General features: G+C 61.8%; 22 protein-coding genes. 3 read left to right on the forward strand and 19 right to left on the reverse strand.

The window, feature by feature from the left end; all coding sequences use genetic code 11:
* Positions 1 to 8 precede the first annotated feature (8 nt).
* Positions 9 to 659 carry a c-type cytochrome gene (locus tag OSA81_08550; protein MDE0899051.1) on the reverse strand — a complete coding sequence of 217 codons (651 nt, stop codon included), beginning with the start codon at positions 657 to 659 and terminating at the stop codon, positions 9 to 11.
* Positions 656 to 970, reverse strand: coding sequence for a hypothetical protein (locus OSA81_08555; protein MDE0899052.1), 315 nt, complete (start codon positions 968 to 970; stop codon positions 656 to 658). Before OSA81_08555 ends, OSA81_08550 begins: the two co-directional genes overlap by 4 nt.
* A 91-nt stretch (positions 971 to 1061) precedes the next feature.
* Here OSA81_08555 and OSA81_08560 point away from each other — a divergent pair, with 91 nt between their 5' ends.
* Positions 1062 to 1622, forward strand: a complete 561-nt coding sequence (locus OSA81_08560; protein MDE0899053.1) for a DUF192 domain-containing protein — start codon at positions 1062 to 1064, stop codon at positions 1620 to 1622.
* 7 nt (positions 1623 to 1629) lie between these two features.
* Here the strand turns inward: OSA81_08560 and OSA81_08565 are convergent, their stop codons facing one another.
* From OSA81_08565 to OSA81_08595, 7 genes are all read right to left on the reverse strand, one after another.
* On the reverse strand, positions 1630 to 2793 hold the full coding sequence (locus OSA81_08565) for an aminotransferase class V-fold PLP-dependent enzyme (GenBank protein MDE0899054.1): 1164 nt from the start codon (positions 2791 to 2793) through the stop codon (positions 1630 to 1632).
* A 143-nt stretch (positions 2794 to 2936) separates the two neighbouring features.
* Positions 2937 to 3323 carry a hypothetical protein gene (locus OSA81_08570; protein MDE0899055.1) on the reverse strand — a complete coding sequence of 129 codons (387 nt, stop codon included), beginning with the start codon at positions 3321 to 3323 and terminating at the stop codon, positions 2937 to 2939.
* Between the two features lie 6 nt (positions 3324 to 3329).
* Positions 3330 to 5249 carry an amidase family protein gene (locus tag OSA81_08575; protein MDE0899056.1) on the reverse strand — a complete coding sequence of 640 codons (1920 nt, stop codon included), beginning with the start codon at positions 5247 to 5249 and terminating at the stop codon, positions 3330 to 3332.
* A gap of 31 nt (positions 5250 to 5280) precedes the next feature.
* Positions 5281 to 8019: a DUF5916 domain-containing protein gene (locus tag OSA81_08580; GenBank protein MDE0899057.1), complete on the reverse strand. Its 2739-nt coding sequence runs from the start codon at positions 8017 to 8019 to the stop codon at positions 5281 to 5283.
* A 117-nt stretch (positions 8020 to 8136) separates the two neighbouring features.
* Entirely contained in the window at positions 8137 to 11040 is a 2904-nt protein-coding gene (locus tag OSA81_08585) for a TRAP transporter fused permease subunit (GenBank protein MDE0899058.1), read from the reverse strand.
* Positions 11041 to 11050: 10 nt separating this feature from the next.
* On the reverse strand, positions 11051 to 11785 hold the full coding sequence (locus tag OSA81_08590) for a YIP1 family protein (protein ID MDE0899059.1): 735 nt from the start codon (positions 11783 to 11785) through the stop codon (positions 11051 to 11053).
* Positions 11785 to 12618: a hypothetical protein gene (locus OSA81_08595; protein MDE0899060.1), complete on the reverse strand. Its 834-nt coding sequence runs from the start codon at positions 12616 to 12618 to the stop codon at positions 11785 to 11787. The genes OSA81_08590 and OSA81_08595 overlap by 1 nt, the downstream gene beginning before the upstream one ends.
* A 175-nt stretch (positions 12619 to 12793) precedes the next feature.
* Between OSA81_08595 and OSA81_08600 the strand changes: the two genes are divergently transcribed.
* Together OSA81_08600 and OSA81_08605 are read left to right on the forward strand one after the other, a co-directional pair.
* Positions 12794 to 13354 (forward strand): hypothetical protein, encoded by a 561-nt coding sequence (locus OSA81_08600; GenBank protein MDE0899061.1) that lies wholly within the window; start codon positions 12794 to 12796, stop codon positions 13352 to 13354.
* A gap of 231 nt (positions 13355 to 13585) precedes the next feature.
* The gene (locus tag OSA81_08605) at positions 13586 to 14014 is read left to right on the forward strand and encodes a hypothetical protein (protein MDE0899062.1); all 429 of its coding nucleotides are present in this window, start codon (positions 13586 to 13588) and stop codon (positions 14012 to 14014) included.
* A 351-nt stretch (positions 14015 to 14365) separates the two neighbouring features.
* On the opposite strand, the gene OSA81_08610 is transcribed toward OSA81_08605, so the two are convergent.
* The 10 genes from OSA81_08610 to OSA81_08655 all read right to left on the reverse strand — a co-directional run bounded on the left by OSA81_08610 (position 14366) and on the right by OSA81_08655 (position 26471).
* Entirely contained in the window at positions 14366 to 15250 is an 885-nt protein-coding gene (locus OSA81_08610; GenBank protein MDE0899063.1) for an MBL fold metallo-hydrolase, read from the reverse strand.
* A 157-nt stretch (positions 15251 to 15407) separates the two neighbouring features.
* Positions 15408 to 16955: an amidohydrolase family protein gene (locus OSA81_08615; GenBank protein ID MDE0899064.1), complete on the reverse strand. Its 1548-nt coding sequence runs from the start codon at positions 16953 to 16955 to the stop codon at positions 15408 to 15410.
* Between the two features lie 560 nt (positions 16956 to 17515).
* The gene (menC, locus tag OSA81_08620; protein ID MDE0899065.1) at positions 17516 to 18619 is read right to left on the reverse strand and encodes an o-succinylbenzoate synthase; all 1104 of its coding nucleotides are present in this window, start codon (positions 18617 to 18619) and stop codon (positions 17516 to 17518) included.
* Positions 18616 to 19842 carry an FAD-dependent oxidoreductase gene (locus OSA81_08625; GenBank protein MDE0899066.1) on the reverse strand — a complete coding sequence of 409 codons (1227 nt, stop codon included), beginning with the start codon at positions 19840 to 19842 and terminating at the stop codon, positions 18616 to 18618. Before OSA81_08625 ends, menC begins: the two co-directional genes overlap by 4 nt.
* Positions 19839 to 20669 (reverse strand): hypothetical protein, encoded by an 831-nt coding sequence (locus tag OSA81_08630; GenBank protein ID MDE0899067.1) that lies wholly within the window; start codon positions 20667 to 20669, stop codon positions 19839 to 19841. Before OSA81_08630 ends, OSA81_08625 begins: the two co-directional genes overlap by 4 nt.
* A complete protein-coding gene (locus OSA81_08635) occupies positions 20666 to 21052 on the reverse strand; it encodes a hypothetical protein (GenBank protein ID MDE0899068.1) in 387 nt (128 codons plus the stop codon). The genes OSA81_08630 and OSA81_08635 overlap by 4 nt, the downstream gene beginning before the upstream one ends.
* Positions 21053 to 21157: 105 nt before the next feature.
* Positions 21158 to 22372 (reverse strand): M20 family metallopeptidase, encoded by a 1215-nt coding sequence (locus OSA81_08640; protein ID MDE0899069.1) that lies wholly within the window; start codon positions 22370 to 22372, stop codon positions 21158 to 21160.
* A 57-nt stretch (positions 22373 to 22429) separates the two neighbouring features.
* Positions 22430 to 23779: a heterodisulfide reductase-related iron-sulfur binding cluster gene (locus tag OSA81_08645; protein MDE0899070.1), complete on the reverse strand. Its 1350-nt coding sequence runs from the start codon at positions 23777 to 23779 to the stop codon at positions 22430 to 22432.
* Positions 23776 to 25014 carry an FAD-binding oxidoreductase gene (locus OSA81_08650; GenBank protein MDE0899071.1) on the reverse strand — a complete coding sequence of 413 codons (1239 nt, stop codon included), beginning with the start codon at positions 25012 to 25014 and terminating at the stop codon, positions 23776 to 23778. The genes OSA81_08645 and OSA81_08650 overlap by 4 nt, the downstream gene beginning before the upstream one ends.
* Positions 25011 to 26471, reverse strand: coding sequence for an FAD-binding protein (locus tag OSA81_08655; protein ID MDE0899072.1), 1461 nt, complete (start codon positions 26469 to 26471; stop codon positions 25011 to 25013). Before OSA81_08655 ends, OSA81_08650 begins: the two co-directional genes overlap by 4 nt.
* Positions 26472 to 26477 lie beyond the last annotated feature (6 nt).

Genomic DNA, 26477 nt, shown 5'->3' on the forward strand with positions numbered 1-26477 from the left:
TGATCGTCCTACCTGAGCGACTGCACGTAGGCGATGACGTCTTCCATCGCCTGATCGTCCAGAACCAGTGAGTTCACACGCATCGTTAGGCCCCAAGTGTCGCCGTCACGCGCACCACGAACACCGCTCTTGAAATTCTGAAGCTGGGTGAGGAGATACCAGTCGTCGAGCTGCACGATCGGCGGCGCGTGCAGGGCCGGATTTCCGAGACCATCCGCACCGTGGCATGTCGCACAGAGCACGTAGGAATCCGCACCCGCACCAGCATTGCCATGCAGAGTGCTCACAGGAAAAGTGGCGGAGAGGGAAGCGACGTACTCAGCCACCGACTCGATGTCACCCTCGCGATCTCCAGCGTTGAGCGTAAGGGCCATGGGGCGCATGCGCAGTCCGGGGAGGTCGCGCGCATGCTTGCCCCTGAAACCAGCCTGGAACCCACGAAGTTGTTCCTCGACGTACCACTGCGGAAGCCCGCCAATTGCGGGAGCAGCGATCTCAGAATCTCCAGCGGCGGCGTCACCGTGACACGGCGCGCAGGTCTGGAAAAGCTCAGCTCCGCGTTCCATGCCGACCGGAGGAGGGGTGTTGTCACACGCCGCAGCTCCCATGATCAAAAGCGGAAGCCAAGTCCTGATAACCGTCCGAAGTCGTACCATCATGCCTGTAGGGGTAATGGAATCGACTCGTCGATCAGCATGATCGGGATGTCGTCCCGTACCGGATAGAGCACTCTACCGTCCTCGCGAACGAGCGCTTCCTCCATACCTGCCGTAACAGCCACGCCGCCACGGTTGGTCACGGAACCCTGGTCGATCGACACGTTCACGCGGCTCAACAAGGCATCGTCCGCAACACGAAGCGGCTGCTTCGTTTCGGGACAGACAAGTATGTCCAGTAGTTTGTGATCGATCATTCGCAGGGTCTCGGTTTCTGACTGGAACAAGTCGCCGTGTGCGACCCTACCAGTCATGCTCGATTCCCATGAGGAGGAGAGACACCTCTGGGAACCGAAGCTGCGGGGCGTAAGTTATACTGGTCTTGGAACGAACGGGAGACTTCATATGGTACTTAGTGAACTTTGTCACAAGGCTGTGCGGCCCACTCGTGGGGCCGTTTTTGGGCTCCTCGAGCTTTGCGTCCTGGCGACCGGCTGCGCTGTGGCCGACGCGGTCCCCGCCAGTGCCCCCGGAGGGACTACCGACGCGGCCATAGTAGCCGTCTCCAGCCTCGACGCGGCGAACTTCCCACGGGCCGGGTTCGCATGGGTGATCCTTGGCTCAGACACGGTGGTGGCCGAGGTGGCTTCGACCGGGGACGAGCGAGCCGAAGGGCTGATGTACCGCGACGAGGTCCCCGACGGAACAGGCATGCTGTTCGTCTTTCAAGACAGTCAACCGCGGGCATTCTGGATGGCGAACACATACGTGGCCCTCGACATCGCCTATATGAACCCGTCCTACCGAGTCGTCGACATCATTGCGATGGAACCGTTGATCACGGAGTCCTATCCGAGCAGCGCACCGGCAATGTTCGCTCTTGAAGTGCGACAGGGATGGTTCGCAGAGCAGGGTATCACTGTGGGCGCGCAGGCCCATGTCGTGTTCGGCGTCCAGGGGCGCTGAAGAAGCCTCAGGCCACGGCGGCTTTCAGTACATCGTACAAGACACCGAGATCCTCACTGTCATTGTAGAGGTTCGGAGCGAGGCGCAAGGCCGTTCCTCTCAAGGAAGCCGAGACATTTCTCTCAGCTAGTGAACCCTTGAGCGCGGCCAAGTCGACCGACTCGGGCATTCTGAGCCCAAAGAGGTGATGCGATCGCCAGGCCGGGTCCTCCACCGAATAGCCCAGTTCTCCGACCTCACCGAGAAATTCCCGCGTCAACTCCTCGCAGTAGTCCTGAATCCGGGTCGGCTGCCAGTCGAGAAGAAGGTCGATCGAGGTAGCGGCGATCGGCGCGAGGAAGAAGCTCGAGCGCTCGGCCATGTCGTAGCGCACCGCACCGGCCTGATAACCGTCCTGATAGTCGACGAGGTGCTGAAAATCGTTGCTTCGCTCCCGGGCGATCCACGTCTCTTCGAGTGGGTCGCCGTCGTTGAACCGCGGGCCGAACCACGCCAGCGACAGGGAGTATGGCCCAAGCAGCCACTTGTAGGTGGCGCAGATCAATACGTCCGGCTGGACACGTTCGAAGTCGAACTCCATCGCACCGATCGACTGCGTAGCATCGACAACGAGCGCGGCTCCGACATCACGGCACCGCGCTCCAATGGCGGCAAGATCAAACCAGGTACCGTCCGTCCAGTGTACGTTCGGAACGGCGACGACCGCCGTCCGCGCGTCAATCGACTCGAGCAAGCGCTCGTTCCAGCTCTTTCCGCGCTCAGGGCCCTCATCCGGCTCGACGGTACGGAGATCTGCACCGCTCTCGGCGGCCATTCGACGCCAAGAGTAGACGTTGCCGGGAAACTGCTCGTGCGTGATGACGATGTTCTCACCGGCACCGACCTTAAGATTTCGAGCCGCCGTCGCAACCCCATAAGAGACCCCCGGCTGGATCGCAACGCCCGCGGGACCAGGTGCCCCGACAAGTTTCGCGTACAGCTCCCGCAAGCGGTCGGTCTCCCAGAATGAGTCGGGGGGAATAATCCGTGTCGGGACTCGCTTCTTCCGGATGGCATCGAAGCCCGCCTCTTCAGACACGCGTGGGAGTGGCCCCATGTACGCACAGTTGAAGTAGTGGTGGTCCCGTGGGAGCTGGAATGCGTCGCGCTGACAACTCAGTCTCTCGGCCATACGGAGCTAATCCTCGTTCTTCGAACGGGCGTGGTTGGCGGCGTACATGATCAGCCAGAGGAAGCCGACACCGATCGCCACCAGAATCGCGATCTCCCAGATACTCATCACAAGTTCCCTTGGGCTCACCGAGCCCGATCAGATCAGGACGACCCGTCGCATGGCGGATAGAGTGCCATGGTTTCCATTTCGCGGATCAACGCCTGGTAGACACTTCCCAGATCGACCGAATCGGTGTTCTCCGTCCACGCGCCACAACGTTCGCCCTGATAGAAGCTGCCCATGTACCGAATCCGTCCGTTTGGATGGTACACGGTAAGATCGCCATGCCACGCTCCCTGGACTAGCGCCCCCTCGAGCTCGGTGCCTTCCACCTCTTCGAAGTCGCGGTACACCGGCCCCGTCCATTGAGAGCCAGTGACCTCATCCACGTACACGCTGTCCATGACCGTCAGTTCGTTAAGATCGCGAGGGACTTCACCACAACCAGTGAGCACCCACATCAGAGGTGCCAGATGAGCGAACCTCATCGCGGCCTATCCGCCCACCACTAACGCCACCACCGCGGCACCGAAGGGGTGCTGGCGCGTGAGGACAATCATGTGCATATCACCGAGGTTGAGACTGCGGCGCTGAGGTTCAGAGAGGAGGACGGTCCCCTCGGACGTGAGGGCTCCCGGTCGCGACAGGAGGTGCACGATCTGCCAGTCCCCGTCTCCTTGAGGATATCGGAGAGCGACACCGGTGACATCGCCAGCCGCCACACCACTAATGGCCAGCGCGTATTCCAGGGCCCCGAGGTCCGAAGCAAATACGACCTCGGCGTTTAGGGTGACCAAATTGCCCGATGCAACGATGCCTTCCGGCACACCCGGGAGCGCGTTGACGCTTATGGCACCTGGCCGCTTTTCATTCACGAGAGGTGGTGTGCTCCAGGGCTCTCGCCGATGCTCTGTCCCCTGCTCGAAAGCGTATCCGATAGCCACCAGTCGAGTGTCTTCCAGAGTCCGCCCAATCATTTCCATTCCAATCGGCAGTCCCGACTCGGTGAAGCCCGCCTGAATGCTGAGTGAGGGCAATCCAGTGTTCGCACTAAGGCTGCAACTCGACCCGCGCTGAGGCTCTCCGAGCAGAGCGGGCACCGTGCGGACGGTTGGGAAGACGAACGCATCGAGGGAGTGCTCGTTCATCATCCCTTCGACCGCCGCGCGGAGAGGTCCGCGCTTCGCAAGCGCCGCACGGTACTCTTGTGAGTCTCGTTCCTGGCCAGAATCACGCGCTCGCATCCGCGGCATTAGCGCCTCGTGAATCAGGCCCCGATCGATCATCTCGGTGAGAGAGGAAACGGGCGCATCCGGTTGAGCCTCGAGGTAGTCGATAAGATCCCACTTGAACTCGTAATTGATGACACCGGACCCGGTAATGAGCTCATCGAGTGTCTCCAATTCCACCGTTACGGTATCCGCGCCCAGTTCCACCATTCGCTCGATCGCCGCTCTTACCAGTCGGGCGGCCTCGACCTCTTCAGGACCTGAGCCAAAATATTGCTCAAAAATCCCGATGCGGGCCCCTCGCAGCGCTCTCTCGTCGAGGGCGCCCGTGAACCGAGGAAGGTCCCTGCCACGCAGGATGTCGGTTGCCAGATCGCCGGGATCCGGTCCAACCGTGGCATCAAGCGCGATCGCGAGATCCCGAACGGTGCGCGCGAGTGGACCTCCCACGTCCTGAGTGTGGGATAGCGGGATGATGCCGTTAATGCTGGACAGGCCTTTCGTGGGGCGCAGCCCCACCAGGTCGTTCTGCGCAGCGGGAATCCGAATTGAGCCACACGTGTCGCTTCCCCACCCAACCGCGGCGAAGCTCGCGGCGATGGCCGCGCCCGTCCCACCGCTCGATCCACCCGGATTGCGGTCGAGAGCGTAGGGGTTGAGTGTCTGGCCGCCCATCGACGAAATGGTCGTGATGCCCGAAGCCAGCTCGTGCAGGTTCGCCTTCCCAACGATGACCGCGCCGGCTTCACGCAGCCTAGCAACCTGAAAGGCATCCTCCGCCGCCATGTTCCATGCCAGCGCAAGCGTCCCGGCCGTCGTCGGCATGTCTGTAGTGTTGTAGTTGTCTTTCAGGATGACCGGAATCCCGTGCATCGGACCACGCGGACCGGTTGTGGCTCTCTCCCGATCGAGAGCTGCTGCCTCTGCGACGGCACCCCCGTTCAGCCAGACGATCGCGTTGATCGCGGGGCCAGACTGATCGTACGCGGCGATACGATCGAGGTACTGCTGTGTGATTCCGGCTGAAGTCGCCCGGCCGGAGGCCATCGCAGCCTGAAGCTCCAGGATCGTCGCACCAGTTACGTCGATCTGAGCCTGCGCCCCGGACGGGGAGACAGCCACGGCTGCGAGGAACGCAAACCACACCAAGCCCGTTGGAACGGAGCACTTCACATTGTAAAACATCGGCACAACGTAGGGCCGTTGAGCGGGAAGGCTACAGCCCCAACCAGTAGTTCACCTTGATGATGAAGCGATTCACCGCCGGTGCGCCGAACAGGGTCCCGATGTCGTCCTCAAAATTGAAATCGCCATTGGAGGCGCTTGCCGCCTGGTTCCGCTGCCAGACAACAAAGATGGTGGAACCGGGTCGGTACTCCCATCTAACAACCGCGTTGCCCACGAGCGACTGGACATTGAAATCCCTGTCACCGAACGAATAGTCCGTTTGCCCATCCCCATCGAAGTCGACGTGCTGGGTTCCGTCGACCTCGCAGATCTCAGTCGAGCACATCACACCGGTCGTCTGCGTAGTCGCAACGCCTGGCTCGAAGTCGGTAAAGTCGTAGCTCTGGGAGAGCTCAAGCTGCTTGTACTGGGTGTAGTCACCAGAGGAAAGCAGGGGCTGGGCGAAGAGCTGGAGTGACAGGGCTGGGGTAAAGGTCCACTCCAGTCGTGTCTCCATCGCGACCGTTGTACGGTCGAGATCGGAAAAGAGGTATCGCCGGTCGTAGGTGGGGGCGTACGGCAACGTGTTCGTCGACGTGACGTACTGCGCGCTCGCGCTCGCTATTTCGTATCGGGGGTTCAGTCGTAGGGAGACATTGTCGGAGGGGCGGAGATTCATGTCGACCCCGATCTGCCGCCTACTTCCGGCACCGATGGCCTCCCAGCTCTGATCAACAGTGAGGCCCGCGTTAAAGGCTTTTCTGCGATCAGAATTGACTTTGAAGTTCCAGGCTGTTGACGCTGGCCCGACCATCATGGGCCCACCTCGCGTGGCGCGGCGGCTCATCTTCTGAGGCTGGTAGCGGAAGGTTCCACGGATGTTCCAGTAGTTGAGGAACTGCCCATTTGCGTTGAGCGAGTAGTTCCCGTTGGTCCGGGCATTGTGCCAGGAGTCAATCGACCATGTGTTGTCGAGGGCTTCGTGACTCCAGTTATGGAAACTGCTAACCGTAAGGTTGTAGTTCCGAAGCAAGCTTCCCGGCTGAATTTCTCGGTAGCCAAAGCGGAAACCACCATCGAGTCGCTCAGCGTTCGTGGAGAACCCGATGTCATTGACTTCAAAGGCCTTCGAGACCTCGGCGGCCCAAATTGATCCGGTCCAGTGCTGGCCGTTGCGCTTTTCCAACTGAACGCGCCAGTCGCGGCCAGCCAGAGAGGTGGCGTCCGGATCAAGATTGAAGCGCGTGGCGTCCGGTCGCTGCAGGTAGTGCGTCGAAGCGGTCTGGACCCTGTACATCGCCTCTTCGGACCCGCGCACGTAGCTCCCTGCAAAGAATGCCCACACGGCCCAGTCGCGGTCGGCCCACTGATGTTCGAAGCGCGCTCCGACATCAAAGGCGCTCGAACTGAGGTTGTTGAATGAGCCGTCCGAAGGCAGGTCGCGCTTCATAAAGGAGCCAAGGCCACGGAACTGGGTGATCCCTTCATTGAAGTCTTGGCCAATACTCAGAACACCAAACGTCGTCCGGGGCTCGACCAAGAAGTCACCCTCCGAGCCGTTCTCATAAAGACCCTGCCCGTATTCTTTACCCGTCACAGCTGCCAAGGCGCCTAGAGAGAGTCCCTCGGACGTCCGACCAGCGAGCTTCGCCGCCCCGAGAATCGTCGCGTTGTCAGGGATGTCAGAGAACAAGACATCCGATGGCGCGCGTCCGTGAGGCGAACGGCCTATTCGACGGCTGTAGAACAGGGAGTTCTTCCCACCCGAGAGACCGAAGTCAAAGACCCGGGCGTCCTCGACGAAGAACGGACGCTGTTCGGGGAAAAAGGTCTCGAACGCCGAGAGGTTGATGACCGCCGGGTCCGCTTCGACCTGGCCGAAATCCGGGTTGATGGTTGCGTCGAGGGTGAAGGCCGCTCCAAGGCCGTGGCTCATGTCCACTCCGAAGCGACCGCCGCCCGCAGTACCGTCGAAGAACGGATCGCCCGGTGTGGCCGGACCATTCGTCACGCTGCTGACCGCATAGGGAAGCAACTCGAGACGTCGGGAGGGACGAGACACCCGGACCTGATCCACGCGACCCATCTGACTCACGATCCCACGGCGGGTCCGGGAGATCAGGGAGTAGTAGCTCCGCTCATTCGATGCGATCCGAAGGCGGTGGAAGTTGATGCCCCAGGTCTGCACATCATCGGACGCTTCGTACCGGATCTGCGACAGTGGAATCCGGATCTCAGCGGTCCAACCCTGCTCATCGACATTCACGGCTGAAGACCAGACCGCATTCCACGCTTGGTCCATCTTGTCATCATTATAGAAGTACAGATCGCCCTGCACGTTTGCCGCCGAGACGCGAAAATTATAGCCGGTCAAGCCATCCAGATTCGGATCGAGGTGCACGCTGAACTGGTCGTACGTGCCCATGTTGTCACGACGGGTCATCCTGCGATCGATCTGATCGGGATTCGAGTCCCACATCCGGGCGGCGATCCAGATCGCATCCTCGCCGAAGAGAACTCGCACCTCAGTGTCATTCTCAGCCGGACCACCCTCAACGGGCTCCCGTTGAGTGAAGCCGTTGAAGACCCGTGCGTTCTCCCAGTCTGCCTCGTTCAGGATGCCATCGATCTCGATGTCCTCCAGTTCCGCGGTGGAGTCAAGAATCGAGGGAAGGGCAGAGGAGACTCGGTCACCCGAGCGCCTCTGAGAAGGGTTCACCAACACCGTCGAAGCGAGGCCGCTCGCACCCGGCTTCTCCTGCGCGGACAGGGGCGCCGAAATGATCAAGAGGCCGAGACATCCGGCAACGAATATGAGGTAACGATTAGTCACGAACGCAAACATGTGTTTAGCTGAGGGTTCGCATCAATAGTTCTCCCCGCGGCTCCCTGGAACTGCTTCAGGTTATCGCTGCGAGAGCCAACGCACAGCGGCCGCATGAAGCGGAATCGGAGCACTGATAAGACCTTCCAGATCGATCTGCTTCGCCATGTCGTGGACCTTTTCCAAGGATACACGATCCGTGTCAAAGATGTTGAGCAGTGTCAGGACCACCTCATCGTCCAGCGCCTCCATTGAGATCACCCAGTTCATGACCGCGAGCGACTGAACGACCGCCTCGACTCCTGGGTAGGCGCCCGCCGGGATCTCTCCGGGGACATAATACGGGTGTTCAACGAGCATTGCGGCAAGAACGTCGTCCTCAATCGAGAGCAGCCGCATGCTCCCGGTCGTCGTCGCCTCGAGAACGGAAGAGGCTGGGAACCCGACCGAGATGATCGCCGCGTCGATTGCACCGTCTCGCAAGGCCGCAGAGGATTCCGCAAAGGAAAGAAAGCGCGGTTCGATGTCATCGTAGGTCAGGTCGTGCGCCGACAGCACATGCCGCGCCAGCTGCTCTGTCCCACTCCCAGCCGCTCCGACAGACACACGCATCCCGGCGAAGTCGGACACCGTCTGCGCCGACGACGAAGCCGGAACGATGATGTGTGTCATGTTCGCATAAAGAGGTGCGATCGCCCGAAGCCCCGAGATCGCCGTTGTGAAATCACCCTCACCCTTCTGTGCCTGATAGACCGTCGACGCGATCGCCATGGCGAGATCCATCTGACCTGACCCGAGCCGGTTCACGTTCTCCACCGAACCGCCGCTCACCTCGGCGGTGAACTGGCGATCGGGATCAGCGATCGACAAGCGGCTCGCGATCGCGCCGCCCAGCGGATAATAGATTCCGCCGGTTCCGGCCGTGCCCAGCGACAGGAACTCCTGTGGACCACCTCCACGCGTGGGGGCAGCAGCGACCTCAGGGGCGGAACCGTCTCTGGTCGAGCCAGTGGGTGGGTTCAGCATAAAGAAGCTCGCAACTACGCCGGCAGAAAGAGCCCCTCCAACCCAGCGAGTCCACGTCGCTACCTGGCCTTTCTCCGTCCGAAAGAAGACGAGCCCTACGCCGATGAGTCCAGCCACATCAGTCACGAAACCCGGATAGACGAGAAGGGTGGCTGCCATCACCGCGAGAGCTCGTTCCCAGACCAACAAATGGGTCCGCGCGAACCCCACCCCTCCCGCTGCCAACGTGGTGACTCCGATCACAGCCGTCACGGTCGCAAGGAGGATACCAAGGAGCGAGCCGTCCAGGAGAAGCTCCGGCCCGTAGACGAACATGAAGGGCACGATGAACCCGGCGCCGGCGAGCATCGCTGCATAGAGTGCCGTCTTGATTGGTGGCGACCCTGCAATTCCTGCCGCAGCAAAAGCTGCGAGCGAAACCGGGGGCGTCACGTTCGAGATGCAGCCGAAGTAGAAAATGAAGAGGTGCGCAGAGAGAAGGGGCACGCCGAGATCGACCAGCGCGGGCGCGCCGAGCGCGGCCAACACCACATATGCAGCAGTCGTGGGCAGTCCCATGCCTAGTACGACGGACCCGAGCGCGGTGAGAAGGAGTGCGGGGAAGAGTTGGCCGCCCGACAATGTGATGATGAGTTCGGACATTCTGAGTCCGATCCCCGTCAGCGAAGCCACACCCACAACGATCCCTGCAGCGGCACACGCAGCAGCCACCTGGACAGCGCCCCGCCCCGCCCGCTCCATGATCTCCTGCATCTGCGTCAGCGACGGACGGGTCGACGGCCTGACGGCAGCCATGATGAGCGCGGACGTGACACCCCAGAACGCGGCACGCATAGGTGAGCGCCCCATCCCGAGCAGCAGCACGATGATGATCAGGGGCAACAGCAGGTGGAGGCGATCCACGATCGACTCCGACGCATCATCCTCCGCAGGCTCGATACCCATGAGGCCAGCACGGAAGTGGATCGCTGCCAGAAGAGCCGTATAGTAGAGGATGGCCGGAATGATCGCGGCCGCTGCGACCTGCAGATACGGAATGTTCGTCCAGGTCGCGAGGATGAACGCCCCTGCACCCATCACAGGCGGCATGAGCTGGCCGCCCGTGCTGGCCGCCGCCTCGATAGCACCCGCAAAGAACGGTCGGAAGCCCGCCCGCTTCATGAGCGGGATCGTAAACGTTCCGGTCGTCACAACGTTGGCTACGGCACTCCCGGACAACGAACCCATGAAGGCGCTCGCGACCGCGGCCGTCTTGGCGGGCCCACCACGGGTCTTCCCTGCAATCCGGTTGGCCATGGCGATGAGCAATGCGCCACCACCAGCCGTCTCGAGTACCGCCCCGAAAAGAACGAAGAGGTACACAAAGTCTGCAGACACCTGGAGAGGAATTCCCCAAATGCCCTCGGTAGAGAGGTACAGATGCTCGATCAGTCGGACTGCCCCATAGCCCTTGTGAGCCAAGAACCCCGGCAGGTGTGGCCCCGCGAATGCGTAGCCGAGAGCAAGCAAACACACCGTGATGAGGCCCCAGCCGGTCGCCCGGCGCGCGAGCTCCAGCACGAGAAGAATCGCTATCGCACCCATCCACAGATCGGTGGACGTCGGACTCCCCGAGCGCCCAACAAGCTCCTGATTCTCGAGTGCCAGGTAGGCACAGACCATGATCGCCAGACCGACCAGCACCCAGCTCCATCCGAGCTGAAGTCGCTCGACGGTCGTCAGCGGCAGCTTACCCCCTGTCTCCGCATCCGGCCGGGTCTCTTCGGACCGGCCCCGCCTTATTTTTCGCTGCACGCCAACGCCGAGAAAGCCGAGCGTGGCCATCAGAGCGAGATGCACAGGGCGCTGGATCAGCGCCGTAAACGGCGAGAAGCCCGCCGCATACATATGGAAGATTGCGGCTAATCCGGACGCACACGCGATTACTGCTGCGGTGATTTTTCCACGCTGATCATTCACGACGCCGACCCTATATGAAGTTTGCCATGATCGCTGACACACCTACCAGCAACACAAGCAGTATCGTGGCGGCGCTCGCGAAGCTGCGTCGGCGATCGATGGCGTGAATGCCCTGAGCGATAACGAGCGAGGCCCATATCTGCGTGAGGTCGAGAAGTCGGAACAGGTTGCTGAAGTAGCCGTCCGGCAGGAAGGGGAGCAAGCTCCCAAGGTTGAGCGTCAGCTGCACATCACCTTGGGAAATGCGTAGCGGAGTGACCACCAAGCCGAACAGAACGGCAATGAACCACGCATGAGATATCACCGCAAGGTACTGCTTATACGTGCCTTCATCGCCGAGGATAAACGCGAAGACCACTGTGTAGACACCCGCGAATACGAAGGACATGACCGCGGTCATGATCACCGAGGTGGCCGGAATCACGATGCGCATCAAGGTGAGTGCAGCCTGCGGCATCTCTGGCATCTCTCGCCCGGCGTCGAGGGCGGCCTGGCGCTGGGCCTCCAGGATGATGTCCACAGGTACCAGCGCCATGGACAGGCCAACTACGAACGCCCCGACCAGCAGGGCTCCGATCCACTTGGGCTCCTTGGCCAGCTGCTGCATGAGGTTGGCGGGGCTGACAAAAACGGATGCCAGCCGAGCGGGCAGACTCGGAAGGGTTGATGCGGGAGCAGCGTCGGCCTCGGTAGCAGAATGGGATTCAACCCGACCACCTGTGGCGTCTTCGATTCTCTCATCCATTACATGCCCTCCAATCTCGTGTGCTGCGTGGAAACAACATCCATCGGAATCGCGGTTGGCATGATCGGCAGACTTAAGGTGCCTGATCCGGTCGCTACTCGATGGTGCTCGAACATGATGGACTCGTTGTGATCCCAGAGGACATACCCGAGTACTTCGGCTTCGGACTCCTGGTGAATGTCCATCCCTCCCATCTCAAGATCCTGCTCACTGGATGACGTGCCCGAGAAAGAGATTCTCAGGAGCGCACGCCCGGCGACTACGGTATCTCCCTCCACGACATACGTGAGGACGGAAGTCTCGGAACGCATGCCGGGGCCATCCTCGCCCTCGAAAGAAACGGTATCGACCCAGCTGTCGCCCATCATCGCGCCTATGCCGGGAAGGCCTGGGAAAAACATGTAGGCCAGGCTCAGGCCGGAGACCATCTGTGACGCCTCATCCGTGACCGCCGGCCTCTCTCCGATACTCACGGTGTTGCCGGTCCGTCCCATCACGAACGTCAGGTCGCCTTGCACCCCACTCTCATCGAGCTGAATCGGCGCGCCCACCGGCTGGGTAATCGAGGCCTCTAGGTCCTGGAGAGACATCGTCACCCCCACGCCGTCCGGAACCGAAGAGAACCCCACCGCGTAGGTGGCAACTCCAGACTGGTTCACTTCCATGCTCTGTCCCATGATCGATACGGAGACTGCCGTCGTGTCCCCGTGCTGGTATGTGAGCTTATTCGTGGCCTGACTTCCGTATGCCAGGGTGGGGGGACCCGGAGGGCCACCGCCGCAAGCGGCAAGAGAAAAGCAGAGCAGAAGAGCTGTAAAAATTCGGGTCTTCATCGATGATCTCCAGAGGGCAGCGCACAAGGATAGTGAAGACAGACGCCTTTCGCCGCTCGCCCCGCCCACACTCACCCTTGGCCCCAAATGGGACGACTGATATCCTGTTGCACTCCGTTTTAGGACCTGTACTAAGATACGGAGCGATAGTGACATCCTTGGCAGCCAGGTTTTCATGAGCTTACGTACGAATCCGGACAGAATTCTCGACAACATCGACCGTGCCCGTAATCGGGATGCGGAGAGCGCCGCTTTCAACGTCGAACGCCAGGCAGCGGGGCGGGAACTCGATTCCCAGATGCCCGACCTCGATGCGACGAATACGGAGCGAGCGAAGCGAATCTTCTCGATTCTCGAACGTGCCTACACGAAGGCAGCACAGAGAGCCGAGCTCGGCCGACTGGCCTCCCGCTTTCAGGCCGTCGGAGATATTCATCACCACCACGCCCGTGGCGACGTGAGTATCTCGATCCAGTATATGGATCACGAGCGCTATGACGACGTTGGAGTCTCCCCGTTCGAGATTCATCCGGTTGAAGTCACGGATGCCAAGAAGGAAACGAAGACCAGCCGGGCTGATGTGAACGCTCTCAAGGTTCTGAGAAAGGAACTCCGGGGTGGAATCTTGGCGGCCTACACCAAGCTCGAACCACGAGTGAAGGACGCGATTCGCGAGCGTGCGGATATGGGCGCGATCCAGGTCCAAGTCATGGTGGACCTCCGGCCGGGCGAGTAGTCACTAGGTAGCACCTGCTCGACGTTCTCGAGAACGTCGGCACCGGGCACACTAGGAACCTCTCGCGGCGCCGTAGCGGCGGGTCCCGGCGCGGGCCGCGCTTGCCTGACGTCGGACCTCTCTGATGTGTCAGCCTACCTGCTTGGAGCCGCCACCGGCTCCTGAGCGCGGGACAAAGGTGCCGTCCCAGACAGCCATCGCAGGGCCCAGCTCGGATACCGATCGTCGTGCATGGCTCGAACCTCACGCATCATGGGACAGTTACTCATCGACGACGCCGGGGTTAATCCCCATGACGTCGAGACCGCACTGTCATCCGGCCGTCAGCCTGGCGAGCGCCTCGGCGACACGCTAGTCCGGATGGGGGTCACAACACGTGATGCTGTGGCTCGCGCCCTCGCGTGCCAGTTGGGGCTCGACTTCACGGCGGGACCGCTGGAGCCGACCGAGACTGCGCGGAAGGCAATCTTCCCGAGTCTCATTAAGGCCCACCATCTTGTTCGCCTCGATATCGACAGCCGCCGGATACGGATTGCTCTCTTTGACCCGCTGAATGTCCGCGCCATCGATGACGTGCCGTTTCAGACGGGGTGTAGGGTCGAGTGCCTCGGAGGTCGCTCGCAGCGGCGTCGGCGTGTTGGAAGAACTCCTGGCCGATGACCGCATGGTCACAGCTGTCGTCAAGAAGGCCCACTATCAACGACGCTACTTGGCGAGCCTGCGGGAGACCCTTGTTGCTCTGGACTCCTTAGTCGGTGCGCTTGCCAAGCTTGCAGAAGGTGAATGACGCGAGGGCGGGGGCTCTCTAACAAGCGATTGCTACTGTCACGGGTTACCTGAATGGCAGCGGGCCACTCGCCTTCAGCTCGCGCCCCTTGTTAGCAAGGTGGCCGTGCAGCAGAATCGCGAGACGTTAGACCGCAACGCGGATCGGTCCTTCGGGTCTCCGCTATGGTTCGTGAACTTCTCGTTATCAGACAGCTCTTTCCCGTCTTCACTCCTCGGGTATCGCTAACGCCGCGCAGACAACAGCAGGGAGAAGCTACCTAGGTCGTAGCGCTCGATCTCGCCATCGACCTGCCCCGTCAGCCTGCCCTCCCGCAACGCTGTGACCGCCTCGCGTAACTCAACGAGTCGGGATGGATCAACCACAGGAGTATTGTGCGCCGGGAAGACTCTCGTAAGGCGCGGAACCAGGTCAGCGAGGCGACGGACCGATTGCTCGTACCGCTCAAGATCGGTCTCCGGCGCGAAGAGCCAGATCGGGCCTTCGTAGAACGAGTCTCCCGTCCATAGGTACCCGGCGTCGGTATCCAACAGCGCGATGGCGTCTGGCGTATGGCCGGGGATGTGGAGGACTTCGACCGTACGCCCACCGAGATCCACCCTGTGCCCGTCGCGGCCGACTTCGCTGATCGTCCAGGGTCGGGTGCGGTAACTGTCCTGACTGACTCCGGCGGGAAGTGGCCCGCACAAAGCTGCTGGCTCCAGCTCTTGTCGGACCTGCGCGTTAGCCAGCCCTTCCGCGCGGGCGCGAGTGAAATCGGTGTCCATCCCGAAGATCGTAGAGAACTCGGCATTCCCTCCGATGTGATCGAGGTGTGTGTGCGAGTTGAGCACGATGACGGGTAATTCCGTCAGCTGATCGACGACGTCCGAGATGGCAGCGATGCCCATCCCGGTGTCGAAGAGAAGCGCACGCTCGGTACCCAACACCAGGTATGAGATGACCTCTTGCCACTGCTTCGGCTCGTAGATCGCCAGCACTCCCTCACCTGCTTCCCACACCTCGAACCAATCAGACTCCACCGGCACACGGACCAAATCCGCGTAGGCCGCGCGGGGAAGGGCGGCACACCAATCCACCGAGATCGCCTCGTCGGAAGTCTCGCTCACCTCCTCAAGACTTGGCGGACGCTCGCCCGCGCCAAGACACCCGCAAACGGCGAGGCAAATACCGAGCCCTGACCAGGCGCGAGTCGTGGGCCGGGCCACCGTTGGCGATAGCGGAGCTAGTCCGAGTCTTGATGTGCCAGACATGATATCCCGGGGTTCAACGTCGGTAGTAGCGTGGATCCGTCGGCAACGAGGCCGGGTCGATCACCACCCCGGCCTTCATCACTCTCCAGAGCCTGCGGATGTTGGAGATGTCGGCCAACGGATCGGCGTCGAGGATCAGCAGATCTGCGATCTTCCCTGCCTCCACAGTTCCGACGCGGTCCAGGACTCCGGCTGCGGACGCTCCCGTCTTCGTAGCGGCGACAATGGCCTCGCTTGGCGTCATTCCGAGTCCGACCAGCCCTTCGATCGCGAGGAGTGTCCCCGTGCCAGGGTCGGCGAAGAACGGCACCGACGCACCCGCACCGGCCAGTTCCGGAATGCCCGAAGGAGCGTTGTCCGTGGCGATGGCGATTCTGCAGCCACCGCGGATAAGACGATGGTGATTCTCGCGCTCTCCGAGCACCTGAGCCCGGAGGTCACGGCTAGGGTTCTCCCGCGCCCAGCGCTCGAGCAGTTCCCGGTACTCAGGGACCCGATCGCGGATGTTCCGATAGGGCCACATCTCCGAGATCAGTTCCTCGGGCGAAGGCTCGCCGGCGCTGGCTCCGCTTCCCCTCGCCAGGAAGGCATCCGCCAGTGGGCCCCAGGTCATGTGGGAGAAGATCGCGCAGACCGTTCCACGCTCCTTAAGTACACGAATCACGTCGTCCGGGATGAGTTGATCCCCGGGACTCCCGGCGTGGGTGATGATGTCCGCGCCCGCCTCCGCCGCGAGCAACAGCCCCTCCACGCTCGACGTGTGCACATCGACCTTGAGTCCTCGTCGGTGCGCCGTCTCGACGATCGTTCGCTGCACCCTCGGCGAGAAGACGATATGGACGGGTGGGTCGGTTCCATGCGTCGTTGCAGCGTACTTGATGAAGTCCGGCCCGAGGTCGATGTACCGATCAACTCGTTCTGCCACCTCAGCCGGCGACCGAGTCGTCAGGTCCACACCGAGGTCTGCCCATCCATGGAAGTATTCGTTGAAGAGCTTCTGTCTATCGGTCAGGGGCCCACGGTCATGATGTGGGCCACCCCATCCGATGATGTCACCAGCAACCATCAGACGCGGGCCCACGATGTCACCGGATGTAATGAGATCACGAATCTCGAGCAGCGGGGGCAGCGGCCCGTACGTGTCACGGACCGTGGTAACGCCCGACTTGAGCGCCATCTGTGCAGCTTCGACGGCGTAGCCAAACTCAAGGATCGGGTTCTCTACTCCATACAGGAGCAGAGGAAAGAGGTCCTCATGAAAGCCCTGGCCCGTGATATGATTGTTGAGGTCGATGAAGCCTGGCACCACGAAGCGGCCCTGTCCGTCGATGACCTCCGCGCCCACTGGAATCTGCACCTGTGCCCGGGGCCCCACGAGCAGGATCTCTCCATTCTGGACCAGGACAGTCAGATCGCGAAGTGGCTCGCCACCGTGGCCATCGATCACCGTTGCACCGACTATGGCCGAGGTCTGCGCACCGGCTGGAGTGGGCATCGCCAACGCGAGGCAAACCGCGGCCGCCGCTACAGCAATGATCCGGAGGCGAGGGCGCGGCTGCACGAAGGAACTCCAATCGAAGTCCAGTCGCACCTGACTAGCGGCTGGGAACGGGCGATGATGGGATACTGATAATCCAACACAGCGCAAGCTAGCTCCGCCCGGAGGGTGGCGCACTGAGGATCCTGGGGGACGGCACCGATGGAAGAACCGGCGTCTACCAGATGCTCACTATCTCGGATGAAATGAGAGACGAGATATCGGCCGGAGGTTCGGCATCCCGCCTCCGACGCCTGTCCAGGGAAGCCAGCACAGGAACCCTGGAGTCGGACGCTCGACGTGCAGTAGCGGCGGGGCTCACGCTGCCGCATGAAGTGTCGAGCCTTCTGCTCGCCGAGGCCTCTATCGGACTCCCCTGCTCTCACTGCGAGGCGCGCGTCCCTTTCAGCGCGACCGGGTGCCCGCAATGTGGTCTCAGACGAGAGCGCAACTGCGTGTGCGGTCGACCGCTCGACAAGGGTTGGCGCTACTGCCCCTGGTGTATCCGCCTCGTGAGCAGGTGACCACGCGGACTTACAAGTCCGGGCGCCACTATTGGGATCCAGTGCCCCACCGGAATCATATCAGCCGAACGTCACCACCCGGGTGGTGAGCGACTCGATCCACTCTTCGTCGATCTCAACTCCGATACCAGGACCCGTCGGCACCTGCATCATCCCGTCGGACACCACGAACTCCGGGGACACGATATCACGAGCCCAGTACCGACTGCTAGCAGAGATGTCGCCAGGAAGAGTGAAGCCCGGCAGAGACGCCAGGGCCACGTTGTGCGCGCGGCCAATCCCGGACTCGAGCATCCCACCACACCACACTGGGAGTCCGGCGTCCTGCATCATGTCGTGGATGCGCCGGCTAACGCCGAGTCCGCCGACGCGGCCCGGCTTGATGTTGATAATCCGACAGCTGCCAAGCTCAAGGGCCAGCTCCGTGTCACCCTCCGACTTAATCGACTCATCGAGGCAGACGGGTGTCTCGATCTCTTCCTGGAGGCGCGCATGGTGCAGGAAGTCGTCATAGCGGAGAGGCTGCTCGATCATCGTGAGATCAAGTGCGTCGAGTTCACGGAGCCGAGCGACGTCAGCAAGCGTGTACGCCGAGTTGGCGTCTGCCATGAACTTTACGTTGGGGTAGGCGGCTCGAAGGCCACCGAGCATCTCGATGTCGCGACCCGGTTTCACCTTGATCTTTACGCGGGCATAACCGTCTTCGATGAAGCCAGCGACCTGCTCGTGGAGCGCCTCGTCCGTTGACTTCAGCCCCACGCTCACACCGACCGAGACCGCTTCGCGCGTACCGCCAAGCTTCTGAGACAGCGACACGCCATCGGCTCGCGCGGCCATGTCCCAGCCTGCCATTTCGACCGCAGCCTTGGTCATTCCGTGCCCTCGAATCCAGGACACAGGATCAAGAATCTCCTCCGGGCCCTCGACTTCACGCCCGACGATATTGGGGAGAATGTAGTCGGTCAGGATATGCCACGAGGTATCTGTCGTCTCATAGGAGTAAGCCGGGTCCGGGCCCGAGACGCACTCGCTCCAACCAACCAGCCCCTCTCCCTCGAGTGTGAGGAGGAGGACCCTGCAGTCTTGCATCCCTCCGCTCGAAATCTCGAAAAACTCTTTGAGGCGAAGTGGGATTTCGCGAAGCGTAGCGCGCTCGATTTTCATGTGGCTCCGTCCATGTGGACCGGTTTGTTTGGAAAAAGGGAGAACACCTCATCGACCTGGTCCCATCCGACGCGGAGGAGAAAGGTCGTGTTCCTGCCGTACGACTTGCTGCCAAGAATATAGAAGTTCGGCTCAGGATTTCTCAGAGTGTCCGCACCGTGGCTCTCTTGGGCCAGGCAGTCGGCCGACGAGTCCGAGAGAAGGGCGGAAGCTAACGTCATCGGGCCCGACGTAGCCCAGCACTCATGAACCTGAAGTTGCCGATACATCCTGTCGTCCCCGACCGACCCGGTCAGCGAGATAATGACATCCACGGTGACCATCTGATCGGCACCGAGGGACACGACGACGCCGTCAGTCGACGTGGTCAGCTCCTCGATTGAGCGGCCTAATCGTACATCAAAGGGCGAATCGTCACCGACCGCGAGTGCGAGGGACGTGCGCACGAGCGTGCCACGTGATCCAAGGGGATCGTCCTCAATCGCACTGAATGTGGGCGACGGATTCCGAATGATCCATGTAACACGAGTCTCAGGTTCAGCCTCAACAATTTTCGCCAGTGAGATCGCCGCCGTCTGCGCCGAGTGCCCAGCCCCCACAAGGAGAATTCGCAGACCCGCCCAGCGGTCGGGAGAGTGAGAGACCGAGCCGGTGTCAAAATCCGGGAGCTGTCGGATGATGTGCTCGTCAGCAGCTTTCTCCCCTGGCGCCCCTACTCCGCCCTTGCCTAGCGCATTTGGTCGGTCGTACGTGCCGGTACAGTCGAGCACGACGTCAGCGAACTCGATACGCTCGCTGCCTTTCGAGTCGCGGATAAGCAATCGGAACGGAGGTGCCGCGCGTGCCGCGGTACCGATCTCGTCGCTCTTCAGCAGTCCCTCACGCCCGATTTCGATGACCCTGCTGTCCGGACGCAAACACGGCCCGACGTCAGGCAACTCCGAGACGGGTCTCAACACCTGGTCGACAAGCTCAGTACCTGTCGGACACCTTTCCCCGGATGGAACCACTTGTCCCGAGTCCTCGAGAGCCTTCCGCATGCGCTCGGACACACTCATGTCCCAGTGCGTGAAGAGACGAACATGCCCCCACTGTCTCACATTGCTCGCAGCCTCCTGGCCCGCTTCGAAGATCCGAAACGATCGTCCGGCTGCGACGGCCGCGAGCGCCGCCTCGAGTCCGACAGGGCCGGCTCCCAGTATGGCGATCTCAGGATAACTCACTCGCACTCGGTTGAAGCAACCAGCACGTAGGTGGAGGCACGCTCTCCTCGCTCGAATTCTCTCACTTCGTAGCCACGACTCAGGTAGTACGTGAAAGCTGCGCGCGTAGCGTGCCGCCACTCGATCGCCAACTCGAGGTCATCTCGCATCAGAGCGGTGATGTCCGAAGGAATCGCCACCGCGACGCTTTCGTTCCTCGACAGCTCGTTCCGCACCGGCCTCAGGCGACCATCCGTTTCGACGGCTTCAACCGCGAACGGAACCGGACCCGCCTCGACCGGAGCGAACGAAGACCGACCATCCAGTCGCCCCTCGACTCGCTCCGAAGAGAGTTCCCACAGGGCGATGAACCGATCAGTGCCGATGCCTCGATGCAGCGGGGAGTCCGTATCCCCATACATGTTCTCTTCGTACTCCCGCACAACCGCACCCAGTCGGGTGAGGTTCAGGTGCGCATTTCGTGACTGGAGGGGGTCGAAGGTCCAGTACATCCTGTCGACGCCCACCTTCCTGACCCGATCTCTCTGATACGCCTTAAGTCGTCGCCCCAGCCCCGTGTCACGAAGCCCAGGCCGTACTGCAAGCATGTCCGACCAGTGCGCCAACTCCCCGCGACGCACACCCGTCATCCCGAACACAAAGCCCACCAGTTCGCCATGCGCATCGTAGGCGCCAGCAGCCACACCTCCGAGAATCTGGGCGACTTTCAGAATCGCTGGCGAGACCCTCTCCGAAAAACCGACACCCCACGTCGCCTCCTGAAGATCGACGCAGGCACAATATTCCTCGATCGAGGAAAAGTCGCGAATGGTATAGGGCTCCGTCACTTGTCCCCTCTCGATCCGATCGCAGGCTCCAGCCGCCGATAAAGGCTCCCGGAGATGTCGAAAGGAATCTCTTCGCTAGTCGGAACGAAGGGTTTCATCCCCAGCCTGTGACCCTCGAACATCCCGTGGCCAAGGTGCCTGAGAGGCAGGAGGTCTTTCGAGAAACACGACTTCGAGGTCAGCGCCCCAAAGCAGCTTCCCCCTGTCACCGAAAGCATAAGCAGGTCTTCGCCGAGCTCCTCGTGCGTACCGGCGGCTTCGGGCGTGGCAAAACGCCGGGCGACGGCTCCGACAAGCATATCTCCCGCCATGGACATGCACATTGGTCCAGCGGCGAGCTCGAACTTCTCCGCCTCGCCGTCCCTCGGTAGCACCTCAACCACGGCTATAGTCTCCCGTCCCCCATGTCGCTCTCTCCACGGGTTCGTATGGGAAAGGTCAAGCTGGCAGCTCCGCGATGCGCGTTACCGAACCGAACAGAACCGGACTCATGATTCGCCGTCCTCAGCCATAAATGCGGAGTTGTCGACCGGCGCCATAAGGAGCCGGGCCAAAATTGCGCATCGGTCGAGTGATGGATCGATGACGATGTGTTCGTGGTCAGCGTGCGCCCCATCCCCCACACAGCCGAGGCCATCGAGTGTGGCAGTAAAAAGGCTGGTCGTGTTCCCGTCGGAGCCTCCGCCTGCCAAGGTGTGATCCAGGTCAAATCCGAGGTCGGCTCCCGCCTCCTGAGCTAGCTCCCAAAGACGGATATTCCTCGCAGTCCGCTCCAGGGGAGCGATGCGGACGCCTCCACTGACTTCCAGACTGACGCCTGCTGTCACAGGTTCGGTCGCCTTGAGCAGCCGCTCAACCTCCCTGCCATCCTCCGACGTCACGACCCGCACATCCACCACGCAACGGGCGTCGGCGGCGACTACGTTGGGTCGAGTTCCGCCATCGATCAGTCCGACGTTCAGCGTACGGCCAAGTTTCGGCGCATTCAGTGCGTTCACCTGCTGAATGACGTGTGAGAGCTCAAGTATTGCACTGGCGCCCGCCTCGGGATCAAGCCCAGCATGTGCCGCTCGGCCTCGGACGACAATCTCGAACTGACCCACGCCCTTTCGGGCCGTCTTGATAAGGCCCGACGGGCCCAGCGAGGGCTCTAGTACGAGGGCACGGCTCGCCTGACGCGCCAGGCGCCTGACATGTCGTTTTGAATCGGGGCTTCCCACTTCCTCGTCGGCGTTCACGAAGATCACCGGGGAGAGCGAAGGCTCGACGCCAAGGTCCCGCAGCGCACGCAAGGCGAAGATGATCTGGGTCAGACCACCCTTCATGTCGAGCGTTCCTGGGCCGTACAGCCTCCCTCCGTCAGTGTGGACGGGCATGCGCTCGAGCGTATGGAGCGGCCAGACAGTGTCACTATGCCCCATAAGGAGCTGGGTCGGAGCACCACGACGCCGACGCTTCGGCACCGCAAGTAAGTGGTTTCCACTCACTCGTCCGGGCACGATACGCACGTCGAAACCCAACTCCTCGAAGGCAGGGCCAATCAGAGCGTGAACGTCGCCTTGAGTCTCCGGATGGTCCGTTGGTGACTCAACTCGACACAATGTGGTGAGAAAGTCGACGAATTCATCTCTCATCCCTCGAACCAGGTCGAGTGTCCGTTTTCCGTCTTCCGTCGCCCGCGCCGGGTCATGTAGGATGCTCATGTCAGCGTGACCACCCACCATGGGAGGGGAAAGCAGGCGTCTCGATTTCTGTCATGCTCACTGATAATATCCTGCCTTTTCGTAGCTCTCGTCGAGAAGTTCGACTGGGTGCACGACAGCACCGGACTGTCCCTGGATGCGCAGGCCCGCCCCAATCTGCATCATGCAGCCCGGGTTCGGGGTGCAAGCGACATCCGCTTGCTCAGCACGGACTGCCTTAATTTTGTCTCCTCCGATCTGGCCGCCTAGGTCAGGATGAGTCATTCCATAGATGCCCGCCCCTCCGCAACACTCGTCAGCTTGCTGGACGACTCGCACCTCGACACCCGGGATCGCGGCAAGTACGTCGAGAGGCGCCGACTCGACCCCCTGAGCGTGCAGCAGGTGGCAGGGGTGGTCGTACGCGACACTGCACAACACCTCCGCGCCCCGACGGGGCCCGGCCACCGCCAGCAGTTCGGTTACGTCGCGTACTCGCTCGCTGAATGCACGTGCACGAGAGGCGTACACAGCGTCTTGCTCGAGCAGCGTGCCGTACTCCTTCATCGCCGCACCGCAGCCGGCTGCATTCACCGCCACACGATCAGTCCCAGCGGCCTCGAAAGCATCGATGTTGCGACGAGCGAGCCGCCTCGCACCCTCGAGGTCACCCCCATGCGCATGCAAGGCTCCGCAGCAATCCTGCCCCAGAGCATCACAAATCACGTACCCATTCGCGTATAACGTACGCGCTGTCGCGTCGTTGACCCGGCCGTACAAGCCCGCTTGAACGCATCCATGCAGCACCGCGACCGAGCCCAACTCGGCACTCGCATCGGCTTCGCCATTCCTCGCAACCGGCGGAACCACCAGCCGGCTTGAGGCGGTCCTCGAGTCCTCGCTGGCCGCCAGCATAGCCAGTGCGAGGCGCACGGTACCGAGCGCTCCCTGACTAGGAAGGACACGCACGCCGAAAGCGGCGAGCCCTGAGGCTCGCACCAGGCGACCTCCGAGAAAGAAGGGTCGTCGGATCCAGGCTGACCCCATAACCGTGAGGAGGGCCCGGGTCAGCACACTAGGGGGTTTCACATTAGTGGCGACGTCTCGAGCCAGCTCGAGAAGGGTCCCGTACTCGACCCCCGATGGGCACACGGGCTCGCAGGCGCGACACCCGAGACACCTGTCGATGTGCGTCTGAAAAGCTGTTGACGACGCATCGAGGCGCCCTTCCACGACAGCTTTCATCAGGTGTAAGCGGCCGCGCGGCGAGTCGTTTTCGTCCCCTAGACGATTATACGTCGGGCAAGCAGGGAGACAGAAGCCACAATGCACGCATGGCAGTAAACGCTCGCGTTGCGCGTCGAGTGCCACGGACAAGCGGTCAGCCGCGGACCCCGTTTCCGACGTGGTCTCGTGCGAGGCATTCATGCGGAACGTTGCCCGCGAGCCGGCCACATGACACCGGCCGGATCGAACGCAGTCCTTAGCCGATCAGTCAAATCTGCCTCGTCTGGCGACAGGCCACTCCCTAAGCCTGCCGAGCCATGCGGTCCCTCGGCACGAATAACTCGGAGCGCGCCCCCGAGGGCCTCCAGCTGCAGCGTGGCTCGGCCCAGGGCGTCGGGGTCGGTCCCGGCAAGCCCGATTCGCGCTCTGCCCGCATAGACGTCAACCAGAATCCCGACGGGGTCCAGCAAGCTCACCGCACCCAGGAGATCTGCGAGACGAGAAGGATAAGCCGAGACTTCGATACAGCACGGCGCATCCGCACCCCGATCCCTGATGTCAGGGAGGAGCGCGTTGGGGGTGCTGACCTCTTCGAATAGCTGGCCAACATGTGCCTCGAGCGTCGCACGATCGGCCGCGACCGTGGAAGGCGCCCCATGAAGCCTCAAGACCAGGCCGGCCGATCCGGCGAGCTTGGACGTTCCGTCAACGAGAACAATGGATGCCGGCATGACAGGAGCGGTCGTAACCCGCTGCGCGGCTTCTGCCAGATCGTCGATGCTCGACGCGGTGAGCGCCAGCACAAGTTCCACCGCAGGCTCGGGGTACGCCCGCAGGCAGACGGATGTCATAACAGCTAGAGTGCCTGCGCTCCCCACCATGGGCTTGATGAGGTCGTAACCCGCAACATTTTTCACGACCCTGCCACCCAGTCTGAGGACTCGACCGTCGCCGGTGACGACGGTCATCCCGAGAACGTGATTGCGAAGCTCGCCATACCCCATCCATAGCGACCCTGATTCCCCCAGTGCGACGAGACCGCCCAGAGATCGGTCCTCGACCCTGGGAGGATTGAACGGGGCCCATTGTCGGTTCTCGCGAAGCACTCGGTCTATTGTCGTGGAGGGAGTTCCGGCGCCCGCAGTGACGGTGAGGTCGGCTGCTTCATAGATCTCCACCCCCGACAGTCGGCTCGTGGACACTGCGACGTACGGATGATCCTCAGGCACCGCAGGCAAGCGGCTACCTCCACAGAACGGGAGCACGCCCACGGCTTCTCTGGAAGCCCACTTCATGATCTCTGCGACTTCGTCTGCTGAGGCCGGGGCAACCACGCTCATGGGCTCTGCGCTGAAGCTGGTCGCAGATGCCGCATCAGAGCCTGCTGTCACGGTTTCGGCCGACAGCGTGTTCTCCAGCGCCCGCACTCGCGTCACGTGGTGACCTCCAACACGGAGGATCCAGAACCCACCTCTGCAAAGGGGGGGGCAGCCTCCACTTCATCCGGCAAGACCTTCCCCGGATTGAACAGACCATCGGGATCGAAGACACGCCGCACACGCCGCAGCATGGCAAGCTCCTGCTCGTTGTGGACAAGGTCCATGTAGACACGCTTGTCTACACCTACGCCGTGCTCCCCCGTGATCGTCCCGCCGACGTCGACACACAGCTGCATGATCGCTTTCGACGCGGCCTCGACACTCGCCAGCTCATCGGGATCGTGGCGGTCGAAGAGCAGGTTGGGGTGAAGGTTCCCATCACCAGCGTGGAAAACGTTTGCAATCTTCAGTTGGTACCTCTCCCCGATAGCCGCGATCTGTGCAAGGACCTCAGGGAGCCGTGTTCGAGGAACCGTGGCGTCCTGGACGAGCAGGTCCGGTGCGATCCGGCCCATCGCACCAAACGCTTTCTTCCGCCCCTTCCACAGGGCGACACGTTCGGCCTCGGACGTGGCCCTGCGTACTTCACGAGCTCCCGCATTGAGGCAGCAGGCAGCTGCACGATCTGCGTCATCACTGAGCCCTGCCTCGGTACCATCGAACTCGATGACCAGAGCAGCGCCCGCATCAGTCGGGTAACCCGCGGCAAACACGCTAGCCTCTACCGCCTCGATTGTGGCACGGTCCACGATCTCGACTGCAGCGGGCAGGAGGCCAGAAGCCATGATCTCAGTCACAGCATGGCCAGCCGCCTCCATGGTGTCGAAGATGCCGAGGAGCGTCCGAACGCCCTGGGCAACCGGAAGCAATCGAACTTCGATCTCGGTCGCGATTCCAAAGCAGCCTTCGGAGCCGACGAACAGGCCAACCAGATCAAGTCCCCTTGCTGCGGCTCTACCCGCGCCCCCCAACCTGACAACTCGACCGCCCGCGAGCACGATCGTCAGGCCCGTCACGTAGCGGGCTGTCACGCCGTACTTCAGGCAATGCGGACCACCGGAGTTCTCGGCCACGTTTCCGCCCAGCGTACAAGTACTTTGAGAGGACGGATCCGGCGCGTAGTAGAGCCCAAAAGGCTGTGTCGCCTCCGTCAGCCGCGCGTTAATCACGCCGGGCTGCACGCGCGCCAGACGATTGGCCGTATCGATGGTCTGGATCTGATTCATCCTAGCAGTTCCGACGATCACGCCGTCAGCGGTCGGCAGCGCTCCCCCCGACAACCCGGTCCCCGCACCTCGAGGCACGATCTCGATGCCCTCGACGTGAAGCAGGCGAACGACCGCTGCCACCTCTTCGGTGCTGGCAGGGAGCACAACGGCTCGGGGTGTCACCCGGTACTGAGTCAGCCCGTCTGATTCGTACACCATCAATCGGTCTGCATCAGTAATTACGTGATCCGCGCCCACGATTTCTCGGAGCGCCGCGACGATACTAGGAGCCAAGGGACAAGTCATGACCGA

This window comes from Longimicrobiales bacterium, assembly GCA_028823235.1.
Taxonomy (GTDB): Bacteria; Gemmatimonadota; Gemmatimonadetes; order Longimicrobiales; family Gaopeijiaceae; genus UBA2589.